Genomic DNA, 20,047 nt, shown 5'->3' on the forward strand with positions numbered 1-20,047 from the left:
GTTATCTTATGATGCTTCGTCCGTGATCAGTCCGGACGTTCCTTCGGCCAAAGCGTCCCCAGCCCTTGGAGACAAGAGCGGCTTGTCCGGATCGATATCCGGAATGGCGCCGATCAGCGCCCGCGTGTAGGCCTCTCGCGGCGCGGCGAAAACCTTGTCGGTCGGCCCCTCTTCGACGATCTCGCCGTGGTACATCACCACCACCCGTTCGCAGAGGCTGCGGACGATGGCGAGATCATGGGCGATGAACAGCAGCGTCAGATTGAGTTGCCGCTTGAGATCGCGGAAGAGGTCGACGATCTGCGCCTGGATGGTGACGTCGAGCGCCGCGACGCACTCGTCGGCAACGATCAGCTTGGGATTGACCGCCAGAGCCCGCGCGATACCGGCGCGCTGGCACTGGCCGCCGCTCATCGACAGCGGCTTACGGTGCGCGAACTCACGCTCCAGGCCGACGAGATCGAGCAGTTCGCCGATGCGTTCGGGTATCCGCTCCTTCGGCACGCTTTCCTGCACGGCCAGCACTTCGGCCAACATGGCGCCGATGGTGAGACGCGGATTGAGCGCGTTGTAGGGGTCCTGGAACACCATGGCCGTCTCGCGGCGTAGCTTCCTCAGCGCCTTTGCCCGCTCGGTGACGATGTCGGCCCCATCGAAGGCGACGTGTCCGTCGGAAATCGGCGTCAGGCCGAGCAGCGCTCGCGCCAGCGTCGACTTGCCGGAACCGCTCTCGCCGACGATGCCCACCGTCTCACCGGGCATCACCTGCAGGCTGACGCCCTTCACGGCCGAAAACTCACGCGGACCACCGGCGAACAGGGCTCGACCGGTGACCGGAAAGCGGACATGAAGATCGTCGATCTCGACGAGCGGCCGCGCCTTGGAGGCGGCATGATCTTGGACGACGATGGGCGCTGCCTGCCTTGCCGGCATCGACGGATGAGAGGCGATCAGGTTTTGGGTGTAGGGATGCTGCGGCCGACCCAGCACATCGCGCTTGTCGCCGGTCTCCAGCAGCCGCCCTTGCCGGAGCACGGCGATGCGGTCGCAGGTCTGGGCGACGATGCCAAGGTCGTGGGTGATCATGATCACCGACAGGCCTCGGCTTTCCCGGAGGTCCATCAGCAGCTTCAGGATCTGCGCCTGGATGGTGACGTCGAGCGCCGTAGTCGGCTCGTCGGCGATCAGGATGCGCGGATCGCAGGATAGCGCCACGCCGATCATCGCTCTTTGGCGCATGCCGCCAGAGAACTCGTGCGGATAGCCATTGTACTGCCGGGTCGGGTGCGGAAACCCCACCTGTTCCAGGATCTCCAGCGCCGCCGCCCTCGCCTCCTTGCCGTCGACGCCGCGATGGACGCGGATGCCCTCGGCGATCTGGTCGCCGATGCGCATCAGCGGATCGAGATGGCTGGTCGGATTCTGGAAGATCATGCCGATGTCGCGGCCACGCACCGCGCGGATCTCGGCTTCCGACGCCTTGGTAAGATCGCGGCCGTCGAGCGTCACCGAGCCAGAGGTGATCGCCAGCTTGGGCGACGGCATCAGCCGCACCAGCGACCGACAGGTCAAGCTCTTGCCCGAGCCGCTTTCGCCGACGAGGCCGAGGATCTCGCCCTTGCCGAGGTCGAAGGACACGGTGTCGATCAGCGTGCGCGGACCATCCTCGCCGGAGAAGACGACGCTGAGGTCGCGGACGGAGAGCAGCGTCTCGCTCATTCGCGTACCCCCAGGAGATCGCCAAGACCATCGCCGGTCAGAGAGAAGCCGAAGGCCAGCGTCACGATGGAGAGCCCCGGAAACAGTGTGATCCACCAGGCCGTGGTGATGAAGCTCTGCCCTTCCGCCACCATCACGCCCCACTCGGCGATCGGCGGTTGCACACCAAGGCCGAGGTAACTGATGGCCGCGCCGGACAGCAGCACCAGCACGCAGTCGGACATCGAGAACACCACCGAACCGGCAATGGCGTTGGGCAAGAGGTGGCGGAACATGATGCGCGGCCCTGAGAAGCCGAGACTGAGCGCCGCCGTGGCGTAGTCGACCGTCTTCAAGACCAGCATCTGCGCCCGGATCAGCCGGGCGTAGGACACCCAGCCGACCAGTGCCATGGCGATGTAGAAGCTCTGAAGCCCCGGCCCAAGAATGGCGATGATGGACAGCATCAGCACCAGGAAGGGAAAGGCGAGGATGATGTCGATGATGCGCATGAAGACGATGTCGACCTTGCCGCCGAGATAACCGGCGATCGTGCCGACCGTCGTCCCGATCAGAAAGGGAAAGAGGACACCGATCACCGCGATCTGCAAGTCGACGCGCGTGCCCCAGATGACGCGGGAGAAGATATCGCGGCCGAAGTTGTCGGTACCGAACGGATGCGCCCAGGATGGCGCCTGGAGACGCAGGTCGCCATTTTGCAGGATCGGATCGTAGGGTGCGACGATCGGCGCCAGCAGTGCGATGACGACGAACAGGGCGAGCAGGATCAGGCCGGCCAGCAGTGTGGGCCGCTGGCGGACCGCCTTCCAGGCCGGAGCGAACGCGGCGGTCATTGCTTCACCCTCGGGTCGATGGCGACGGTGACGATGTCGGCGATGAAGTTCACCAGCACCGTGGCGCAGGCGAACACCATGGCAACGCCCTGCACCACCATGTAGTCGCGCGAGAAGATGGCGCGGACGAGCAGTTGGCCCATGCCCGGCAGCGCGAACACGCTTTCGACGACGACGGTGCCGCCGATCAGCCAGCCGATGTTGACGGCCAAGAGATTGACTGTCGGCACCAGCGAGTTGGGCACGACATGTCGCCAGAAGACGATGCTCTCCGGCATGCCGCGCGCCCGTGCCGCCGTGGCGAGGTCGCCCTTCAGCTCGGCGATCATCGCCGTCCGAAGGGAACGGATCAGCACGGTCGACAGCGACAGCGCGATGGTCAGCGATGGCAGGATCAGATGATAGAGCTTGTCGGCAAGATTCTCGCCGTAGCCGGAGACCGGGAAGAGGTCGAGCCGCACCGAGAAGAAGATGATCAGCATCAGCGCCAGCCAGAACGGCGGGAATCCGATGCCAAACGTCGAAATGAAGCGCACGATGTGGTCGGCCGGCCCACCGTTCGATCGCGCCGCCAGCGAGGCGAGCGGCACGGCGATGATCAGCGACAGCAGCACCGCCGAAAGCACCAGCGCCAGCGTCGGCTCGATGCGCGTCGTGATCAGCCTCAGGACGTCGATCTTGTACAAGATCGACTTGCCCATCTCGCCGTGGGCGAGGTTCTGGAGAAAGTAGAAGTATTGCAGCCAGATCGGCTGATCGAGCCCGTACTGGGCACGAATGGCCGCGATGGCCGTCGGCGTCGACTTGGTGCCGAGCAGCACGCGCGCCGGATCGCCTGGGATGAGACGCACCAGGACGAAGGTGATGACGCTGATGCCGAACAGCACCGGCAGGAACTGCAAGGGGCGATAGAGGACGAACTTATACCGGTGCATTGCGGCTTCCGGACTGGGGAATGAGTGTCATTGGCGGGACAGGCGTCATCGCTGGCTGTGTTTCCCGAGGAAAGCAAGGAGCGCCGGATAGTAATCCCCCGGGTTCTCGTAGAACGGCATATGGCTGGAGTTGGCGAACACCTTGAGGTCGGCATCGGGCAGATGCAGCTTCATGCGAAGCGCACAGGCCGGGGTCAGCTCGTCATGCTCGCCGCAGGTGATCAGCGTCGGCGCCGTGATCTTGCAGAGGTCGGGAACGCGATTCCAGTCCTTGAGGTTGCCGGTGTAGAGGAACTCGTTGGGACCTTGCATGGTGCCGTATGGCCCCATGTTCCAGTCCGATAGCGACCGCGTGACGGGCGCCGGCCAGTCCTTCAGGCGACAGACGTGGCGATAGTTGAGCAGCGTGATCGCCGCCATATACTCGGGATGATCGATGGTTCCGGCTGCCTCGTGCGCCTGCATCATCGCCACCGTCTCGGAGCCGAGCGCGCCGCGCAGGCGTTCGAGCTCGGTGATGAGGTGCGGCATGTCGGCGACGGTGTCCTCGAGGATCAGCGTCTTGAGCGCATCCGGATAGGTCAGCGCATAATCGATGGCCAGCCAGCCACCCCATGAGTGGCCGAGGAAATGCACCTTGCCGAGGCCGAGCGCCTTGCGCACCGTCTCGGTTTCCTCGACATAGCGGCCGATCGTCCAAAGGCCGGGATCGGTGGGCCGGTCGGATGCACCGGTGCCGAGCTGATCGAAGGCGACGACCCGAAAGCCGTGATCGATCAAACACGAGTGGGCGTCGCGGAGGTAGTCGCAGGGAAGGCCCGGGCCGCCGTTGGCGAGAAAAACCACCTCGTCGCCGGTGCCGAACTCATAGGCGACGACGTCGTGGCCATCCACCTTCACCACATGCTTGGCATCCGGGGCGATTTCCCGCCACATGGTCGATCTCCGCGATCCGATTCAAAGCCCACGATTTGAGCGTGATCAAATTTTGGCTGAATTGACGCTCAACACCAGCTATTAGAAGTGATAGGGTCTGGCCGATGGAGGAGCCTAAAGCCGCCGTCCGAGGGGCTTTCACTCCGGAGTAGCTATAGATGCCCGTCGACATCGCCGCCGTGAGAGAGCGGCTCGCTATCAAGACCGGCCTGGAAGGATGTATCGACCAAGCCTTCGACATGATGAAGGGCTTTGGCTTCGACGCGCTCATCTACGACTACACGCCGGTGCCCTACGACGTCGACGGCAGCATGAACATTCCCTCGCTCCTGAAGCTCAGGAACGTGCCCGAGGACATGCATGAATATTGGTGCGGACGAGGCTACTTCCGGTTCGATCCGGTTCAGCAACTGGCATTGCGGACATCGACGCCCTTCTTCTGGAACTACGACCGCGACGCCGACACGGCGATCCGCCGCTATCTCTGCGACGATAGCCGCCCGGTGGAAAGCTATCTCAGGGATCGCGGCCTGACGTCGGGCGTCACGGTGCCGGTACACTTGCCGCGCGGGGACTACGCGACCGTGACGGGCGTTCGCTTCGGCGCCGATGCAGATTTCCAGCAAACCGCCGAAGGCGCCATCGCCGACTTCGGCCTTCTCGCCCACCTGTTCCACGAGACGGCCTATTCGGCCTTCGACGCGCCGGCCCGCATCGGCGCCATCCCGCGCCTGACCGACCGGGAGCGAGAGTGCCTGCGCCATTCCGCCGAGGGACTTTCCGCCAAGGAGATCTCGCGCATCATCGACCGATCGGTACCGACGGTGGTGATGCATCTCAACTCGGCGATCCGCAAGCTCGGCGCCCGCAACCGCACCCAGGCCGTGGTGCGCGCCATCCATTATCGGCTGCTCGACGGACCCCAGACCTATAACTTCTGATAGCTGCTGCTCAGCTTTTCGCCGCGCTATGTTTTTGCCCAACGCATATGCAGCGGAGGGTGAAGAGTGGTGGACGTCGTGGAAGGATTTGCGCCCTTTGGCGCTTATGAAACGTGGTTTCGCGTCAGCGGCTCCCTGTCGTCTCCTCGTCTGCCGCTGATCGTCGCCCATGGCGGTCCGGGCTGCACGCACGATTACGTCGACAGCTTCAAGCGCATCGCCGATCTCGATGGCCGCGCCGTCATTCACTACGACCAGCTCGGCTCGGGCAACTCGACCCATCTGCCCGACAAGGGCAAGGACTTCTGGACGATCGAGCTGTTCCTCGACCAACTCGACGCCCTTCTGTCCCATCTCGGCATCGCCGACCGCTACGCCTATCTCGGCCAGTCCTGGGGCGGCATGCTCGGCGCTGAGCACGCCGTGCGCCGGCCAACGGGCCTCAAGGCGCTGATCATCGCCAACTCGCCGGCCAACATGCACACCTGGGTGAGCGAGGCCAATCGGCTGCGGGAGCAACTGCCGCCCGAGGTGCAAGCCACGTTGTTGAAACACGAAGCGGCCGGAACCATCACCCACCCCGATTACGTCGCGGCATCCAGGGTGTTCTACAACCGGCACGTCTGCCGCCTCGAACCCTGGCCGAAGGAGGTGAGCCGCACCTTCGAGCTGATGGACCTCGACAATACCGTTTACATCAACATGAACGGCCCCACCGAATTCCACGTCATCGGCACGATGAAGGACTGGACGATCGAAGATCGCCTGCCGCTGATCAACGTGCCGTCCCTGCTGATCTCCGGCAAATACGACGAGGCGACGCCCGAGGTGGTCCGTCCCTACGTCGAGAAAGTGCCCGGTATCCGCTGGGTGCTGTTCGAGCATTCGAGCCATATGCCGCACGTCGAGGAAGAGGCGAAATGCCTCGCGACCGTGTCGGACTTCCTGAAGTCGGTGGAGGGCTGACACACCAGCGCTTTCGCCCTCCGCAAAAGTGGAGCCAGCCACCCGGAGGGCTATACCGCCCTCGCCTTTCGCAATGCCGCAGCGGAAGCGAGGGCGGATCCATGTGTAGAATGGGCAATCCGGCCTCTCCGCCGGCGAGTCGCCGCCAACGTTCGAGGACCGACCATGACCTGGAAGACAGCCCGCCGCTCCTTTTACTACGACGGTGCCCCGGAACCGCTGGACCCCGTGCTCATCGCCGGCAAGGTGGCGCTGCTCGTCATCGACGTGCAGAACGTCTATCTCGACCGCCCCGATCCTTCGACGCTGACCGGCGAGGACCTCGCCCGCTATCACGCCTGGACGCCATTTCATGAGCGCATGCATGGCACGGTGATCCCGTCGATCGCAAAGCTGCTTCAAAGCTTCCGCGGTCGCGGTCTCGACGTGCTCTATGCCCGCATCGCCGCGTTGCGCCACGATGGACGCGATCGATCGCTGAGCCAGAAAAAGCCAGGCTGGAACGACCTTTTGCTGCCCAAGGACGAACTGCCGTCGCAGATCGTGCCGGCGATCGCCCCCGAAGGCGACGAAATCGTCGTCACCAAGACTACCGACAGCGCGCTGACGGGCACCAATCTCCGTCTGGTGCTTGCCAACCTCGGCATCACCCACGTCGTCTGTTGCGGCATCTTCACCGACCAGTGCGTCGCCTCGACGGTGCGCAGCCTTGCCGACGAGAGCTTCGACGTCATCGTCGCCGAGGATGCTTGCGCGGCCGGCACTATGGACATGCACGACCGAGAGCTGGAAATCATGAACATGATCTACTGCTCGGTGATGAGCAGCGACGAGGTGATCGGCTACCTGCCGGCCTGAGCGCGACCGGCGGCTCAATCATCGGGAGAGCCGCCTGCCGCTTTCTCCGTCGAAGAAATGCAGCCGGTCGGCGGCGACCACCACACGCATCTCGTCGGCAAGCGGCAGGTCCGGCGACAGTGCCATGGTGAGGTGCATCCCCTCGACCGAGCCGTGAACCAGCCGCTGCGCTCCGAGTTCCTCGACATAGCGGACGGAGAAAGGCACGCCGGTACCGGAGGCCGCCGGATGAATATCCTCGGCCCGCAAACCGATGGTCAGCCGGCCGTCCTTGATGCCGGCCACCCCGCTCGCGATCATCTGCCCGCCGATGGCCACGGCGCCTCCGGTCACCTTGGCATCGGCAAGGTTCATGGCCGGCGAGCCGATGAAGCTCGCTACGAAGGTCGATGCTGGGTTGTGATAGACATCGAGCGGTCGGCCGACCTGCTCGATGCGCCCGCCGTTCAGCACCACGATCCGATCGGCCAGCGTCATCGCCTCAAGCTGGTCGTGCGTCACGTAAACCGAGGTGACGCCGAGCCGGCGCTGCAACTGGCGAATCTCGCCACGCATCGAGACGCGCAGCTTGGCGTCGAGGTTGGAGAGCGGCTCGTCGAACAGGAAGGCATCCGGCTTGCGCACGATGGCGCGCCCCATGGCGACGCGCTGCCGCTGACCGCCTGAAAGCTGCTTCGGCTTGCGCTGGAGGAAGGGCTCGATTTCCAGCATGCGCGCCGCCTCGGCTACCCGGGTGTCGATGTCCGCCTTGGGTACGCCGCGGTTCCTGAGGCCATAGGCAAGGTTGTCGTAGACGCTCATGTGTGGATAGAGCGCATAGTTCTGGAACACCATAGCGATGTTGCGGGCCGCCGGGTCGATCTCGTTGACCACCCGGCTGCCGATGGAGACGGTCCCCGAGGTGATCGTCTCAAGGCCTGCGATCATCCTGAGCAGCGTCGACTTGCCGCAGCCGGACGGCCCCACCAGCACGATGAACTCGCCATCGGCGATCGACAGGCTGACGTCGGAGACGGCCCGGACGCCGCCGGCGTAGAGCTTGCTTACGGCGGCGATTTCAATGGCGGACATGCTCACTTCTCCGTTTCGATCAGGCCCTTGACGAACAGCCGCTGCATGCCAACCACCACGATGACCGGCGGCAGCATGGCGAGCACGACGGTGGTCATGACGACGTTCCATTGGGGCAAGGCGTCGGCCACGTCCGACATGCGCTTGATGCCCATGACGATGGTGTAGTGGTCCGATGTTGTGGTGACCATCAGCGGCCAGAGATACTGGTTCCAGCCGTAGATGAAGAGGATGACGAACAGCGCGGCGATGTTGGTGCGGCTGAGCGGCAGCAGTATGTCGCGGAAGAACTTGAGCGGCCCTGCCCCGTCGATGCGCGCCGCCTCCATCAGTTCGTCCGGCACCGTCAGGAAGAACTGCCGAAACAGGAAAGTGGCGGTTGCCGAGGCGATCAGAGGAATTGTGAGGCCCGCGTAGCTGTCGAGCAAACCGAGGTCGGCCACCACCTTGAACGTCGGCACGATGCGCACCTCGACCGGCAGCATCAGCGTGACGAAGATCATCCAGAAGGCGACCGCCCGGAAAGGAAACCGGAAATAGACGATAGCGTAGGCCGACAGGATCGAGATGACGATCTTGCCGAAGGCGATCGAGAGAGCCATCACCAGCGAGTTCCACAACATGCCGCCGAGCGGCGGCGCGCCCGAACTGGAAAGGCCGTCCGTCAGCATCGAGCGATAGTTGGCTACCATTTCGCCGCCGGGCAGCAGAGGCACCAAGCCCGACATGAAATCGTTGGGGCCATGCGTCGAGGCGATCACGGCGACATAGACGGGAAAGGCGACGATCAGGATGCCGGCGATCAGCACAGCATGGGCAAGCGCGTCGAGCCAGGGATGGCGATCGATCATGGCCGGATCCTCAATAGGTTACCTTGCGCTCGACCCATTTGAACTGGATCACCGTCAGCGCAACGACGATGGCCATCAGCACCACCGACTGCGCGGCGGAAGAGCCGAGGTTGAGGCCTATGAAGCCGTCGACGAACACCTTGTAGACGAGGATGTTGGTCGACTGGGCCGGATTGCCGCCGGTGGTGGCGTGGATCACCGGGAAGGTGTCGAACATCGCGTAGACGAGGTTGATGACGGCGAGGAAGAAGGTGGTGGGTGACAGGAGCGGGAAGACGATGGTGAAGAAACGCTTCACCGGCCCGGCGCCATCAATGGCCGCCGCCTCGATCATCGACTTCGGGATCGCCTGCAAGCCCGCTGTGAAGAACAGGAAGTTGTAGGAAACCTGCTTCCAGCTGGCGGCGATGACGACCAGGATCATGGCGTCGGTGGGCTGCAGCGCGTGATCCCAGCGATAGCCGACCGCGGCAAGCAGATAAGGCAGCAGACCGATGGTCGGATTGAACAGAAACCACCACAGGATGCCGGCGACGGCGGGCGCGACCGCATAGGGCCAGACCAGGAGCGCGGCGTAGACGCGGCCGCCGCGAACGAGCCGGTCGAGACTGACGGCGAAGACAAGACCGAGCCCCACGGACAGCAGCGTTACCGCCGGCGCGAAGATGGCCGTCACCTTCAACGAGTTGAGATAGGTCGGCTCCTGAATAAGGTCGGCATAATTGGTGAGACCGACCCATGTCGTGGACAGACCGAAGGCATCTTCGCGCTGGAAGGACTGAAGAACAGCCTGGGCCGCCGGCCACAGGAAGAAGACGACGGTCACTGCGATTTGCGGCAAAAGGAGCGCATAGGGCAGCAGGCGGTTGCCGAAAACGGTGCGCTTGGTCTGCATGAAGGAAACCGGATCGAGAAGCGCGGATGCGGCATATCCTGCCGCCATCCGCAAGAAGGCCGGCGCCGAACGGGAAGCCCGTCAGCGCCGGATTTAACGGGGAAAAGGCGGGGTCAGCCGTTCGCGGCGCGGAAGTCGGCGATCAGCTTGTTGCCGCGCGTCACGACGGAGTCGAGCGCCTCCTTCGGAGCCTTCTTGCCGGCCAGCAGATTCTGGAACTCCTCGTCGATCACGTCACGAATCTGCACGTAGTTGCCGAAGCGCAGACCCTTGGAGTTGTCGGTCGGCGGATTGAGGGTGATCTGCTTGATGGCGACGTCGGAGCCGGGGTTCTTGGCATAGAAGCCCTGCTCCTGGCCGAGCTTGTAGGCCGCCGCGGTGATCGGCAGATAACCGGAATACTGGTGCCAGTCGGCCTGCACTTCCGGCGACGACAGGAAGGTGAAGAAATTGGCGACGCCCTTGTACTCGGCGTCGTTATGCCCCTTCAGCACCCACAGCGTAGCGCCGCCGATGATCGAGTTCTGCGGCGCGCCCTGCACGTCGGAGTAATAGGGCAGCATGCCGAAACCGACCTGGAAATCCTTGGAGTTGGCGATCACGCCGGCGCGCGAGGCCGACGAGTTCATGTAGATCGCGCATTCCTGGCTGTAGAACTTCGGCGGCGCGTCGTTGCCGCCGGCCGGACCGCCATACTGGAACAGTCCCTCGTCCTGCCACTTCTTGAGATTGGTCCAGTGACGGACCTGCAGGTCGCCGTTGACGGTCAGCTCGGCGTCCGCGCCGCCGATACCGTTCTGGAGGGTGCCGATCGGCTTGTTGTGCCAGGCCGACAGGTTCTCGAGCTGCAGCCAGGAGATCCAGCCGGTGGTGAAGCCGCACTTGGCGGCACCCGACGACATGATCTTCTTCGAATAGGCTTCGACGTCTTCCCAAGTTTTCGGCGGCTGCTCGGGGTCGAGCCCAGCCTTCTTGAAGACATCCTTGTTGTAGTAGAGGATCGGCGTCGAGGAGTTGAACGGCATCGACAGCATGTTGCCGTCGGCGTCGGTGTAGTAGCCGACCACGGCCGACAGGAACGCCTTGGGATCGAAGGCGGCACCGGTATCCTTCATCAGCTGGTAAACGGGATAGACGGCGCCCTTTGCCGCCATCATCGTACCCGTTCCCACTTCGAACACCTGAACGATGTCGGGCTGCTGCTTGGCGCGGAAAGCGGCGATGGCGGCCGTCATGGTCTCGGGATAGGAGCCCTTGTAGACGGCCGTTACCTTGTACTCGTCCTGCGAGGCATTGTACTTGGCGACGATTTCGTCGAGCTTCTTGCCGAGCTCGCCGCCCATGGCGTGCCACCAGGTGATTTCGGTAGCGGCAAAGGCGGAACCGGACATGAGGGTCAAGGCTAGTCCGGCGATGAGGGACCGCGTCAGCATGGCGTCATCCTACGTTCGATGTTGTCGGTGACGGCAAGCAGTAGGGGCGGCATGTGACAGAGGCATTGCCTCCTTGTGACCGTTCGGTGACGAGCGCGAACGGATGGGGCGACTCATCCCGCCGTCATGAGAGCCGGAACCAAGGCGCTGGAAAACCTGCCAAAATCAGAGACCCAGTCTGAGGTGCGCATCACCTGGACATCGGCTGCGTGTCGCGATGAACCGCATAAGCGGCTAAGTCTTTCGTATATGCGCACTTTTGCCTAGGTATTCGGAGAGGCGGACTTCGCCTCGCTCCGGAACAAGAAAATCTGACCAGCGACTCACACTGAAGCAGCCGCGCCAAATATCCGGTCCGGTCCACATCAGACAACTTGGAACTGTGCCGAGAGCGAGACGCAAGGCGCGCCGTCAAACGCAGTGCTTTCCACGTCGCACGCATCAATATTTCTAGCGGAACACCATAATAAACTTACGAAAGTAGATTCTATACCCCTTTATTCAGCAATATCGAGTTTCGATTGTATCGTTTCACCTTAAGACAAAACGAAGCACAACGATAATTATCGCGACATATGTTCAGATGTCCGCACCGGCTTGCGAAGTTTGCCGATCGAATAAACGACAGCTTAACTCCGCATGTCCTGAAATGCGCCCCACACATGCGAATGCGCGGCTTAGACAAGACAATTGGCTGAGCGATTGCTTTTGGGAGAGAGAGATGCGCTGGACTGTTGGCAAACCCAGGTTGAAGGCCTGGCGACTCGGCATATTGGGCAAGATCGTTTCCGGCTTTCTGATAGCGCTCGCGTTGATGGCTATCGTCGCCGGGGTCGCGCTCCGGACCTTCTCCCAGTCGAACAGCGTGGTCACCGATCTCGCCACCCGCAACGTCGAGGTCGGCATCGCCAATGATGTCCAGGCGAAGTTCCTCGAGTATCGGCGTCTCAGCCGCGAGCTCATCTACACCTCGCTTCCCGGCACGGCTCAAGCCACAGAACAACAGGCCGAGCTTCTGCGCGCCGCCATCACCGAGGGTGTCAGCAAGGTCTCTGATTTCGGACAGCGCGACACTCTGAAGGAGCTGAGCCTGGAGTTCGAGTCCTATGCGACCGAGCTTGCCCGCATCGGCACGGAAAAGGCCAAGCTCGCCACGATGCGGGTCCAGTCCATGGAGCCCGCCATTGCCGCCGTGCAGAAGGGCCTCGAAGACGTCGCCGCCATCGCACTGGCCACCAGCGACGCCTCGACGCGCGACACGGTCAACGAGATCCTGCGGCTGGTGCTGCTGGTGCAGAACCAGGTCAACGTCGCCCTCGCCAATCTCGACGACGAGTCCCTCCAGGCAGCGCTCGACACGCTGACCACCGCCGACAGCTGGATCGACTCCTCGGCCAAGTCCGGCCCCAAGGAGTTGCGGTCGACCTTCGCCGAATTGCGCGACAAGGCACAGCAATACGAGTCCGACTTCACCGTCATCCAGGCATCGAGCCTCCAGAACATCAAGGATGTCGCGGCGCTCAGCGACAAGGTCACCGGCATCATCAACACGCTAGACGCCTTCATGGGTGTCGCCAACAAGAGCCAGTCCGCCCTTCAGGCCAAATCGGAGCAGATGCTGGCCTCGTCGGAGACCATGCTGTGGGGCATCTCGGCTGGCGGTCTCGTCGTCGGCATCGTTCTCGCCCTCCTTCTCGGTCGCGGCATTTCCCGGCCGATCGTATCGATCACCAGCGCCATGCAGCGCCTGTCCGCCGGTGAGCTGGCCGTGACCGTTCCCGGCCTCGGCCGGACCGACGAAGTCGGCACCATGGCGGCGACGCTCAACGTCTTCAAGGAAGGGCTGGTCGAGAACGAGCGCCTGCGCGTCGAGCAGGACCATGCCAAGGCCGTGACGGAGGAACGCCGGCGCGGGGAGATGAGCCAGCTTGCCGACGCGTTCGAAATGGCCGTGGGCGGGGTCGTCCAGTCGGTGGTCAGCGCATCATCCCAGTTGCAGCTGGCTGCCCGGTCGATGACCTCGGCCACCGAGGAGGTGTCGGGGCAGTCGATCACCGTCGCGAGCGCCGCCGAGGAAGCGTCCACCAACGTCGAGACCGTGGCGGCCTCGGCCGAAGAACTCGCCTCGTCCATCGGCGAGATCAAGCGGCAGGCGGATGAAAGCACCCGCGTCGCATCGCGTGCCGCCAGCGATGCGCAGGCGACGGCCAACCGCGTCCGCGAACTGGCAGACAGCGCCAATCGCATCGGCGAGGTGGTCAACCTCATCGACAACATCGCCAGCCAGACCAACCTCCTGGCGCTGAATGCCACCATCGAAGCAGCGCGGGCCGGCGAGGCGGGCAAGGGGTTCGCGGTGGTCGCCGCCGAGGTGAAACAGCTCGCCGACCAGACCTCGAAGGCCACGTCGCAAATCTCCCGCCAGATCGGCGAGATCCAGTCGTCGACGCAGTCGTCGGCCGAGGCGATCGTCGGCATCACCTCGATCATCGAGCAGCTCAACGCCATCGCTTCGTCGATCGCCGCGGCCGTCGACCAGCAGGGCGCGGCGACAAACGAGATCGCCCGCAACGTCGCCCAAGCCTCCTCGGGTACCCATCAGGTGTCGCAGAACATCGTCGGCATCACCCAGGCGGCAACCGAGTCCTCCAGCGCCGCAACCCAGGTGCTGGCATCGGCCGACGACCTCGCCCGCCAGTCGGACACGCTTCGCGACGAGGTCAGCCGTTTCCTGTCTTCGGTGCGCACCGCCTGAGAACCTTCGTCTGACAGCAACTTCACGGCGGTCCCTCGGGCCGCCGTTTTCTTTTGCTCACTCCAGCCGGCGCCGGAAGAGCCAGCCGGCGATCGGCAAGGTTGCGCAGGCGATCAACGCCATCGGAACCGTCTCGACGACGATCTCGGCAAGCGGGATGTCCTTCAGGAACACACCGCGGACGATCACCAGGAAGTAGCGGAGCGGATTGATGTAGGTGAGCACTTGCAGCCACTCGGGCATGTTGGCGATCGGCGTTGCGAAGCCGGACAGCAGCATGGCCGGAGCCAGAAACAGGAAGGCGCCGAGGATCGCCTGCTGCTGCGTCGCCGCCAGCGCCGATATGAACAGTCCGAACCCAACCAGGGAGATCAGGTAGAAGAAGGCGGCGACATAGAGAGCGACGACCGACCCGCGCAGCGGTACGCCGAAAATCCAGACGGAGGCGAGGACGAACAGGCTGATATGCACGAAGCCGATCAGGATCGGCGGAATGACCTTGCCGATCAGGATTTCGTGCGTCCGAAGCGGCGACACCATCAACTGGTCGAAGGTGCCCAACTCACGTTCCCGGGCGATGGCCAGCGCCGTGACCAGCAGGCCGACCAGCATGGCAATCGACGCAACGAGGCCGGGCACCATGAACCACGTGAACTCAAGGTTCGGGTTGAACCAGTTGCGGGCGGCAGTACCGACCCGAACGGATGCGAGCCGCTGGCCGGCCGGGGTGTCGGCGGCAAGCCCCGCCGCGATCGATGAAATGTAGCCCGAGACGATCTGCGAGGCATTGGAGCGGCGGCCATCGAGAATGATGGCGACATCGGCTGTGGTGCCCGCCTCGATGTTGCGGGAGAAGTCCGCTCCGATCTCGACGGCGGCGATCACGCGCTCGCGGTCGATCGCATCGCGAAGCTCGGCCGGATTGTCGGTTCGCTGAACGAGACGGAACTGCGGCGAGGCCTCGATGCGGCTCGTGAGTTCGCTCCCCCAGTGGCCGGCGTCGAGGTTGAACACCATCACGTCGACGTTGCGCACCTCCAGCGTCGCGGCATAGGAAAACACCAACAGTTGCAGAACCGGCGGCGCGATCAGGATCATGCGGCTCTTCGGATCGCGAAAGAGGGCGAGGAACTCCTTTCGGACAAGGGCGAGAAGGCGCGTCAGTCCCATGTCAGGCTATCCTCTTGGCTGTCTTGCGGATGGCAATGGCGAAGAGAACGAGGCCAAAGCCGACCAGGACCAGGATGGCGCGCAGAAACATCGGCCATATGTCGCCGGCCAGGAACACCGACTGCAGGCTTGGTATCAGGTAGCGGGCCGGCACGATCATCGAGATGTACTGGATCACCAGCGGCATCGAGTTGATCTCGAAAATGAAGCCCGACAACAGAAAGCTCGGCAGGAAGCCGGACAGCAGCGCCAGTTGCGAGGCAAGAAACTGGTTCTTGGTGACCGCCGAAATCAGGAACCCCTGCCCCAGCGCCGGCATGAGGAAGGCGGCCGACAGCGCATAGAGCGCCAGGATCGATCCTCGGAACGGCACGCCGAACAGAAATACCGCGAGAACGACGCAAAGAGTCATCGAGCCGAGGCCGAGCAGGAAGTAAGGCACGATCTTGCCGGCCAGCAGCTCCCAGGCGGTGACCGGCGTCGCCATCATCGCCTCCATGGTGCCGCGTTCCCATTCGCGGGCGATCACCATCGACGTGAGCAATGTGCCAACAAGCGTCATGACGATGGTGATAGAGCCCGGCACCAGGAAGTTGCGGCTCTTGAGCTCCGGATTGAACCAGAATCGCTGCTGGATGGAGAGCGGCGTCGCCGTGAGCGCCCGCTCGGCCGCCCGCTGCGCTTCCCAGGTCGAGACCGTTCCGGCAGCGTAGTTCTGCACGAAGTTGGCCGTGTTGGGATCGGCGCCATCGACGATCACCTGCACCACCGGGTGGCGGGCGGCGGTGAGATCGGCCGTGAAGCCGTTGGGGATGACCAGGATGCCGCCGATCCGACTCTGGACGAGGTCCGAGGTGAATTCGCGTCGGTCGCGCCCAACGGCCACGTCGAAATAGCGGGAGTTCTGAAAGCTTGCCGCCAGATCGAGGGTGGCGGGCGTGGTCTCCTCCAGTACGAGGCCGACGCTGGTGCGCGTGGTATCCAGCGACACGCCATAGCCGAACAGAAACAGCAGGATCAGCGGCAGAACAAGCGCGATCAGGATGCTGGAGGGATCGCGAACGATCTGGAAGCTCTCCTTGCGGATCAGAGCGAGAATGCGGCGGGCCCGACCTCGGCGATAGGCGTTCATGCGGCGGCCTCCCGTTCGCTTGCTTCGATCAGGGCGATGAAAGCGTCCTCCATGGTAGGATCAGGCCGGTCGGGCCGCACCACCTTGGCCTTGAGCTCGTCGGGCGAGCCGAGGGCGATCGACCTGCCGCGATAGATGAGCGAAATGCGGTCGCAATACTCGGCCTCGTCCATGAAGTGAGTGGTCACGAGAACCGTCACTCCCTTCTCTACGAGGCCGTTGATATGCGTCCAGAACTCGCGACGGGTGATGGGATCGACGCCCGAGGTCGGCTCGTCGAGGAACAGCGCCTCCGGCTCGTGCATGACGGCGGCGGCAAGCGCGAGGCGCTGCTTGAGGCCGAGCGGCAGATCCTTGGCCGACATGCTCGCGTATTGCTTCAGGTCGAAGATCTCCAGCATCATGGCAATGCGCTCGCGCCGTCGGGCGCGCGAAAGGCCGTAGACGCCGGCGAAGAAATCGAGGTTCTGGGCAACCGACAGATCCCCGTAAAGCGAGAACTTCTGCGCCATGTAGCCCAGCCGATTGCGTGCCTCGGCCGCGTCGCGGCGCAAGTCGAAACCGGCAACCCTGCCCTCGCCCTCCGATGGCTTCAGAAGACCGCACAGCATCTTGAAGGTCGTCGACTTGCCGGCGCCGTTGGGGCCGAGCAGGCCGAAGATCTGGCCGCGCGGAATGTCGAAGGTGATGCGGTCGGCAGCGACGAAATCGCCGAAACGTTTGGTGAGGCCGCGCGCCTCGATCACCGGCCGGCCGTCGCCGGTGGCGCGTGGCGCCTGCGCGTCGGCCAGCACCGAACGACCGCCGGGACCGCCGCCCAGCATATCGACGAACGCATCCTCGAAACGTGGCACGGCCGGAATGAGACGGGCGGCGCCAAGACCCACAGCCTTGGTTACCTCGCCGGCGTCGCTTCCTGTGTCGAACACCAGCCGGATGGCCTCGCCCTGGATGACGCCATCGACCACCTTGTCCTCGTCGAGCAGGCGAGCCAGCAGCCGGCGGCGGCTTCCCTCGATACCGGTCAGGCGCTTCACCCTGCCCTCGACCCGATCGGTGAGACCGGACGGCGTACCTGAATAAAGCAACTTGCCGGTGTTCATGAGAAGAACCCGGTCGCAGGCTTCGGCCTCGTCGAGATAGGCGGTAGACCAGACGACGCCGATACCTTCGGCAGTCAGGTTCTCGACCATTTTCCACAGTTCGCGCCGCGAGATCGGATCGACGCCGACGCCGGGCTCGTCGAGCAGCAGAAGGCGCGGCTTGCGGATCAGCGCGCAGGCGAGACCGAGCTTCTGCTTCATGCCGCCGGACAGCTTGCCGGCGAGACGACCGGTAAAGCGCTTGAGATCGGTGAACGTCAGCAACTCGTCGAAAACGGACGGTCGTTCGCGACGTGGCAGGCCACGCATGTCGGCATAGAGATCGAGATTTTCCTGAATCGACAGGTCTTCATAAAGACCGAAGCGCTGGGGCATGTAGCCGATTGCCGTCTGGATGGCCGACGCGCCGGTACGCGCATCATGACCAAGCACGACGATGCGGCCGGCCTCTGGCTGCATCAGTCCGGTCATCAGGCGGATCAGTGTCGTCTTGCCCGCTCCATCGGGACCGACGAGACCGGTGATTTCGCCGCCGTGGATATCGCCCGACACGTCATCGAGCGCCGGCGGGCCATCGCCGAAGCGCTTGACGATACCCGAGAGGCTGACAAGGACAGGCTTGCCTTCGGCGGCGGTGCTCATTTTGCCTCGCTCTGGGCAGGCGGCAGATGAACGGTGACCGGCATGCCCTGCCTCAGATCCTTGCCAGGATGGTCGACGATGATGCGAAGCCGGTAGACGAGGTCTGTGCGCAGGTCCGGCGTCTCGACCGCCTTCGGCGTGAACTCAGCCACCGGCGAGATGAAGCCAACCTGCCCCTCGTAGCCCGCGCCGGTCATGCTGTCGGACGTGACCTTGACCTTCAGTCCAGGATGAACGCGGCCGAGATCGAGCTCGGAAACGTAGGCGCGGACCCAGACCGGCTCGGTCAGTGCCAAGACCAGCACATTGGTCGAGGGCGCGACGATGGCACCCGGCTCGCTGACGCGCGACAGGATCACGCCGTCGGCCGGTGCCTTCAGTTCGGTATCGGCAAGCGACGTGCGGGCCGCGTCGAGCTGTGCCTCGGCAGCGCGAAGCTGTGCCTCGGCGGCCATGATATCTTCCGTTCGGCTGCCCTCCTCGATGAGCGATAGCGCCGCCCTGGCGCTGGCCACACGGGCACTCGCCATGTCCTTGGCGGCCGTCGCCGTGTCGAGGCTCGATTGGGCGACGGTGCCTTGGCTGCGCAGTTGATCGGCGCGGGAGAGAGCCAACTCGGCATTGGCCAGACTGGCGACCTGCTCCTCGTAGGCGGCGCGCACCTTCGCGATCTCGGATGGGCGGGCGCCGGCCTTGAGTTTGTCGAGCGTCGCCTTGAGCGCCGCGACATTCTCCTCGGCGGCCCGGACGGCAATGTCGTAGGGGCCGGAATCAAGGCGGGCCAGAAGGTCGCCAGCCTTCACGGCGTCACCCTCTTCCACCACCACGCCGGCAAGCCGGCCACCGACACGGAAACCGAGCGGTACCTGGCGAATGTCGACATTGCCGTAGATCACCTGGGTCGGCGGCGACGGCACGAGAAATCCATAGCGTTGCGGCAGGCCGAGGTACCAGGCGGCACCGGCGCCTGCGGCGACGAGGAGCAGGACGACGGGGACGATCTTGTTCATGTTGCACTTTCCCTGATGGGATGGATGCTGGCGACGAGTTCGGCGGCGATACCGCGGATCGCGGCGACTTCCGCCGGTCCGACCGCCGACCATTCCATCTCTCGCAGGATGGTGGCTCGTCCGACGCGATAGACGATCAGCGAGCCGACCAGCGACAGCGTCCGCAGTCGCACGCGTTCGCAGTTGGGATCGGATTCGAGAAGGATGCCGACGAGATGGCGCACGGCCACCAACATTGGCTGCATGAAGCCAGTGTACATTCGATCATAGGCCTCGGTCGGCTCGGCCTGTTCGCGAACCATGTATCGGACCCAGACGGCCGACTCGTCGTCCGCGAACAATGTCAGCATGGTTTCGCCAAGCACGGTCAGGATGGCGCGCGCCTCGTCTGCGTCGATCGGCTGACCACCCGACTGAGCCTCGGCAAAACGGCCGAGTACCAGCTTCCGTCTCTCGCCGATGCGGGCCTGCAGTCGACAGATCAGATAGTCGGCGACAGCGTTGTAGAGGCCCCGCTTGTTGCCGAAATAGTAGTTGATCGCCTGAAGGTTGACGTCTGCCTGCTCGGCAAGTCTGCGGGTCGAGACGCCGTCGAAACCATACTGGCCGAACAACTCGAGCGCGGCGAGAAGAAGCTTTTCGCGCGGACCGTCGTTATGGGCGGTGTCGGGTGAAGATGGCTTTGTCATGCCGCCAATCTATACCCCATCCGTTTTCAGTCAATCGACTGATTTACGGATGTTGGAGGAATGACGAGCAACCGCCCGGCGACGCCGGGCGAAGCTTCCGAAACGAGC

Annotated in this window: 17 protein-coding genes; 4 read left to right on the top strand and 13 right to left on the bottom strand. The window is 63.7% G+C overall.

Annotation, left to right across the window (positions count from 1 at the left end; all coding sequences use genetic code 11):
* Positions 1 to 6: 6 nt before the first annotated feature.
* Genes QQZ18_RS01590 through QQZ18_RS01605 form a run of 4 tightly spaced genes read right to left on the bottom strand, consistent with a single transcriptional unit; the run spans position 7 to position 4,423 of the window.
* A complete protein-coding gene (locus tag QQZ18_RS01590) occupies positions 7 to 1,719 on the bottom strand; it encodes an ABC transporter ATP-binding protein (RefSeq protein WP_284537509.1) in 1,713 nt (570 codons plus the stop codon).
* Positions 1,716 to 2,552 (bottom strand): ABC transporter permease, encoded by an 837-nt coding sequence (locus QQZ18_RS01595; protein ID WP_284537510.1) that lies wholly within the window; start codon positions 2,550 to 2,552, stop codon positions 1,716 to 1,718. Before QQZ18_RS01595 ends, QQZ18_RS01590 begins: the two co-directional genes overlap by 4 nt.
* Complete coding sequence (locus tag QQZ18_RS01600; RefSeq protein ID WP_284537511.1) at positions 2,549 to 3,487, bottom strand: ABC transporter permease; 939 nt, start codon at positions 3,485 to 3,487, stop codon at positions 2,549 to 2,551. Before QQZ18_RS01600 ends, QQZ18_RS01595 begins: the two co-directional genes overlap by 4 nt.
* Positions 3,488 to 3,532: 45 nt before the next feature.
* A complete protein-coding gene (locus QQZ18_RS01605; RefSeq protein ID WP_284537512.1) occupies positions 3,533 to 4,423 on the bottom strand; it encodes a proline iminopeptidase-family hydrolase in 891 nt (296 codons plus the stop codon).
* 158 nt (positions 4,424 to 4,581) lie between these two features.
* Here QQZ18_RS01605 and QQZ18_RS01610 point away from each other — a divergent pair, with 158 nt between their 5' ends.
* From QQZ18_RS01610 to QQZ18_RS01620, 3 genes are all read left to right on the top strand, one after another.
* Complete coding sequence (locus tag QQZ18_RS01610) at positions 4,582 to 5,364, top strand: helix-turn-helix transcriptional regulator (RefSeq protein ID WP_284537513.1); 783 nt, start codon at positions 4,582 to 4,584, stop codon at positions 5,362 to 5,364.
* Between the two features lie 66 nt (positions 5,365 to 5,430).
* Positions 5,431 to 6,330, top strand: coding sequence for a proline iminopeptidase-family hydrolase (locus tag QQZ18_RS01615; RefSeq protein WP_284537514.1), 900 nt, complete (start codon positions 5,431 to 5,433; stop codon positions 6,328 to 6,330).
* Positions 6,331 to 6,495: 165 nt separating this feature from the next.
* A complete protein-coding gene (locus QQZ18_RS01620; RefSeq protein ID WP_284537515.1) occupies positions 6,496 to 7,188 on the top strand; it encodes a cysteine hydrolase family protein in 693 nt (230 codons plus the stop codon).
* A gap of 18 nt (positions 7,189 to 7,206) precedes the next feature.
* Here QQZ18_RS01620 and ugpC read toward each other — a convergent pair whose 3' ends face one another.
* The 4 genes from ugpC to ugpB all read right to left on the bottom strand — a co-directional run bounded on the left by ugpC (position 7,207) and on the right by ugpB (position 11,438).
* A complete protein-coding gene (gene ugpC, locus QQZ18_RS01625) occupies positions 7,207 to 8,259 on the bottom strand; it encodes a sn-glycerol-3-phosphate ABC transporter ATP-binding protein UgpC (protein ID WP_284537516.1) in 1,053 nt (350 codons plus the stop codon).
* Positions 8,260 to 8,261: 2 nt separating this feature from the next.
* Positions 8,262 to 9,110, bottom strand: a complete 849-nt coding sequence (ugpE, locus tag QQZ18_RS01630; protein WP_284537517.1) for a sn-glycerol-3-phosphate ABC transporter permease UgpE — start codon at positions 9,108 to 9,110, stop codon at positions 8,262 to 8,264.
* A 10-nt stretch (positions 9,111 to 9,120) separates the two neighbouring features.
* Positions 9,121 to 10,005 carry a sn-glycerol-3-phosphate ABC transporter permease UgpA gene (gene ugpA, locus QQZ18_RS01635; RefSeq protein WP_284537518.1) on the bottom strand — a complete coding sequence of 295 codons (885 nt, stop codon included), beginning with the start codon at positions 10,003 to 10,005 and terminating at the stop codon, positions 9,121 to 9,123.
* Positions 10,006 to 10,118: 113 nt separating this feature from the next.
* The gene (gene ugpB, locus QQZ18_RS01640; protein WP_284537519.1) at positions 10,119 to 11,438 is read right to left on the bottom strand and encodes a sn-glycerol-3-phosphate ABC transporter substrate-binding protein UgpB; all 1,320 of its coding nucleotides are present in this window, start codon (positions 11,436 to 11,438) and stop codon (positions 10,119 to 10,121) included.
* 721 nt (positions 11,439 to 12,159) lie between these two features.
* On the opposite strand from ugpB, the gene QQZ18_RS01645 reads away from it, so the two are divergent.
* Positions 12,160 to 14,193, top strand: a complete 2,034-nt coding sequence (locus QQZ18_RS01645; RefSeq protein WP_284537520.1) for a HAMP domain-containing methyl-accepting chemotaxis protein — start codon at positions 12,160 to 12,162, stop codon at positions 14,191 to 14,193.
* Between the two features lie 57 nt (positions 14,194 to 14,250).
* Here QQZ18_RS01645 and QQZ18_RS01650 read toward each other — a convergent pair whose 3' ends face one another.
* From QQZ18_RS01650 to QQZ18_RS01670, 5 genes are read right to left on the bottom strand one after another with little or no spacing between them, the layout of a single operon-like run.
* A complete protein-coding gene (locus QQZ18_RS01650) occupies positions 14,251 to 15,363 on the bottom strand; it encodes an ABC transporter permease (protein ID WP_284537521.1) in 1,113 nt (370 codons plus the stop codon).
* A gap of 1 nt (position 15,364) precedes the next feature.
* Positions 15,365 to 16,495, bottom strand: a complete 1,131-nt coding sequence (locus QQZ18_RS01655; RefSeq protein ID WP_284537522.1) for an ABC transporter permease — start codon at positions 16,493 to 16,495, stop codon at positions 15,365 to 15,367.
* A complete protein-coding gene (locus tag QQZ18_RS01660) occupies positions 16,492 to 18,240 on the bottom strand; it encodes an ATP-binding cassette domain-containing protein (protein WP_284537523.1) in 1,749 nt (582 codons plus the stop codon). Before QQZ18_RS01660 ends, QQZ18_RS01655 begins: the two co-directional genes overlap by 4 nt.
* Positions 18,237 to 19,250: a secretion protein HlyD gene (hlyD, locus tag QQZ18_RS01665; RefSeq protein ID WP_284537524.1), complete on the bottom strand. Its 1,014-nt coding sequence runs from the start codon at positions 19,248 to 19,250 to the stop codon at positions 18,237 to 18,239. Before hlyD ends, QQZ18_RS01660 begins: the two co-directional genes overlap by 4 nt.
* On the bottom strand, positions 19,247 to 19,939 hold the full coding sequence (locus QQZ18_RS01670) for a CerR family C-terminal domain-containing protein (RefSeq protein WP_284537525.1): 693 nt from the start codon (positions 19,937 to 19,939) through the stop codon (positions 19,247 to 19,249). The genes hlyD and QQZ18_RS01670 overlap by 4 nt, the downstream gene beginning before the upstream one ends.
* Positions 19,940 to 20,047: the final 108 nt, after the last annotated feature.

Source organism: Pleomorphomonas sp. T1.2MG-36 (assembly GCF_950100655.1).
In the GTDB taxonomy this organism is placed as follows: Bacteria; Pseudomonadota; Alphaproteobacteria; order Rhizobiales; family Pleomorphomonadaceae; genus Pleomorphomonas.

Excerpts from the sequence above, each read along its gene's own strand:
- QQZ18_RS01590 (WP_284537509.1), bottom strand. The coding sequence starts at position 1,719 with ATGAGCGAGACGCTGCTCTCCGTCCGCGACCTCAGCGTCGTCTTCTCC.
- QQZ18_RS01595 (WP_284537510.1), bottom strand. The coding sequence starts at position 2,552 with ATGACCGCCGCGTTCGCTCCGGCCTGGAAGGCGGTCCGCCAGCGGCCC.
- QQZ18_RS01600 (WP_284537511.1), bottom strand. The coding sequence starts at position 3,487 with ATGCACCGGTATAAGTTCGTCCTCTATCGCCCCTTGCAGTTCCTGCCG.
- QQZ18_RS01605 (WP_284537512.1), bottom strand. The coding sequence starts at position 4,423 with ATGTGGCGGGAAATCGCCCCGGATGCCAAGCATGTGGTGAAGGTGGAT.
- QQZ18_RS01610 (WP_284537513.1), top strand. The coding sequence starts at position 4,582 with ATGCCCGTCGACATCGCCGCCGTGAGAGAGCGGCTCGCTATCAAGACC.
- QQZ18_RS01620 (WP_284537515.1), top strand. The coding sequence starts at position 6,496 with ATGACCTGGAAGACAGCCCGCCGCTCCTTTTACTACGACGGTGCCCCG.
- ugpC (WP_284537516.1), bottom strand. The coding sequence starts at position 8,259 with ATGTCCGCCATTGAAATCGCCGCCGTAAGCAAGCTCTACGCCGGCGGC.
- ugpE (WP_284537517.1), bottom strand. The coding sequence starts at position 9,110 with ATGATCGATCGCCATCCCTGGCTCGACGCGCTTGCCCATGCTGTGCTG.
- ugpA (WP_284537518.1), bottom strand. The coding sequence starts at position 10,005 with ATGCAGACCAAGCGCACCGTTTTCGGCAACCGCCTGCTGCCCTATGCG.
- ugpB (WP_284537519.1), bottom strand. The coding sequence starts at position 11,438 with ATGCTGACGCGGTCCCTCATCGCCGGACTAGCCTTGACCCTCATGTCC.
- QQZ18_RS01645 (WP_284537520.1), top strand. The coding sequence starts at position 12,160 with ATGCGCTGGACTGTTGGCAAACCCAGGTTGAAGGCCTGGCGACTCGGC.
- QQZ18_RS01650 (WP_284537521.1), bottom strand. The coding sequence starts at position 15,363 with ATGGGACTGACGCGCCTTCTCGCCCTTGTCCGAAAGGAGTTCCTCGCC.
- QQZ18_RS01655 (WP_284537522.1), bottom strand. The coding sequence starts at position 16,495 with ATGAACGCCTATCGCCGAGGTCGGGCCCGCCGCATTCTCGCTCTGATC.
- QQZ18_RS01660 (WP_284537523.1), bottom strand. The coding sequence starts at position 18,240 with ATGAGCACCGCCGCCGAAGGCAAGCCTGTCCTTGTCAGCCTCTCGGGT.
- hlyD (WP_284537524.1), bottom strand. The coding sequence starts at position 19,250 with ATGAACAAGATCGTCCCCGTCGTCCTGCTCCTCGTCGCCGCAGGCGCC.
- QQZ18_RS01670 (WP_284537525.1), bottom strand. The coding sequence starts at position 19,939 with ATGACAAAGCCATCTTCACCCGACACCGCCCATAACGACGGTCCGCGC.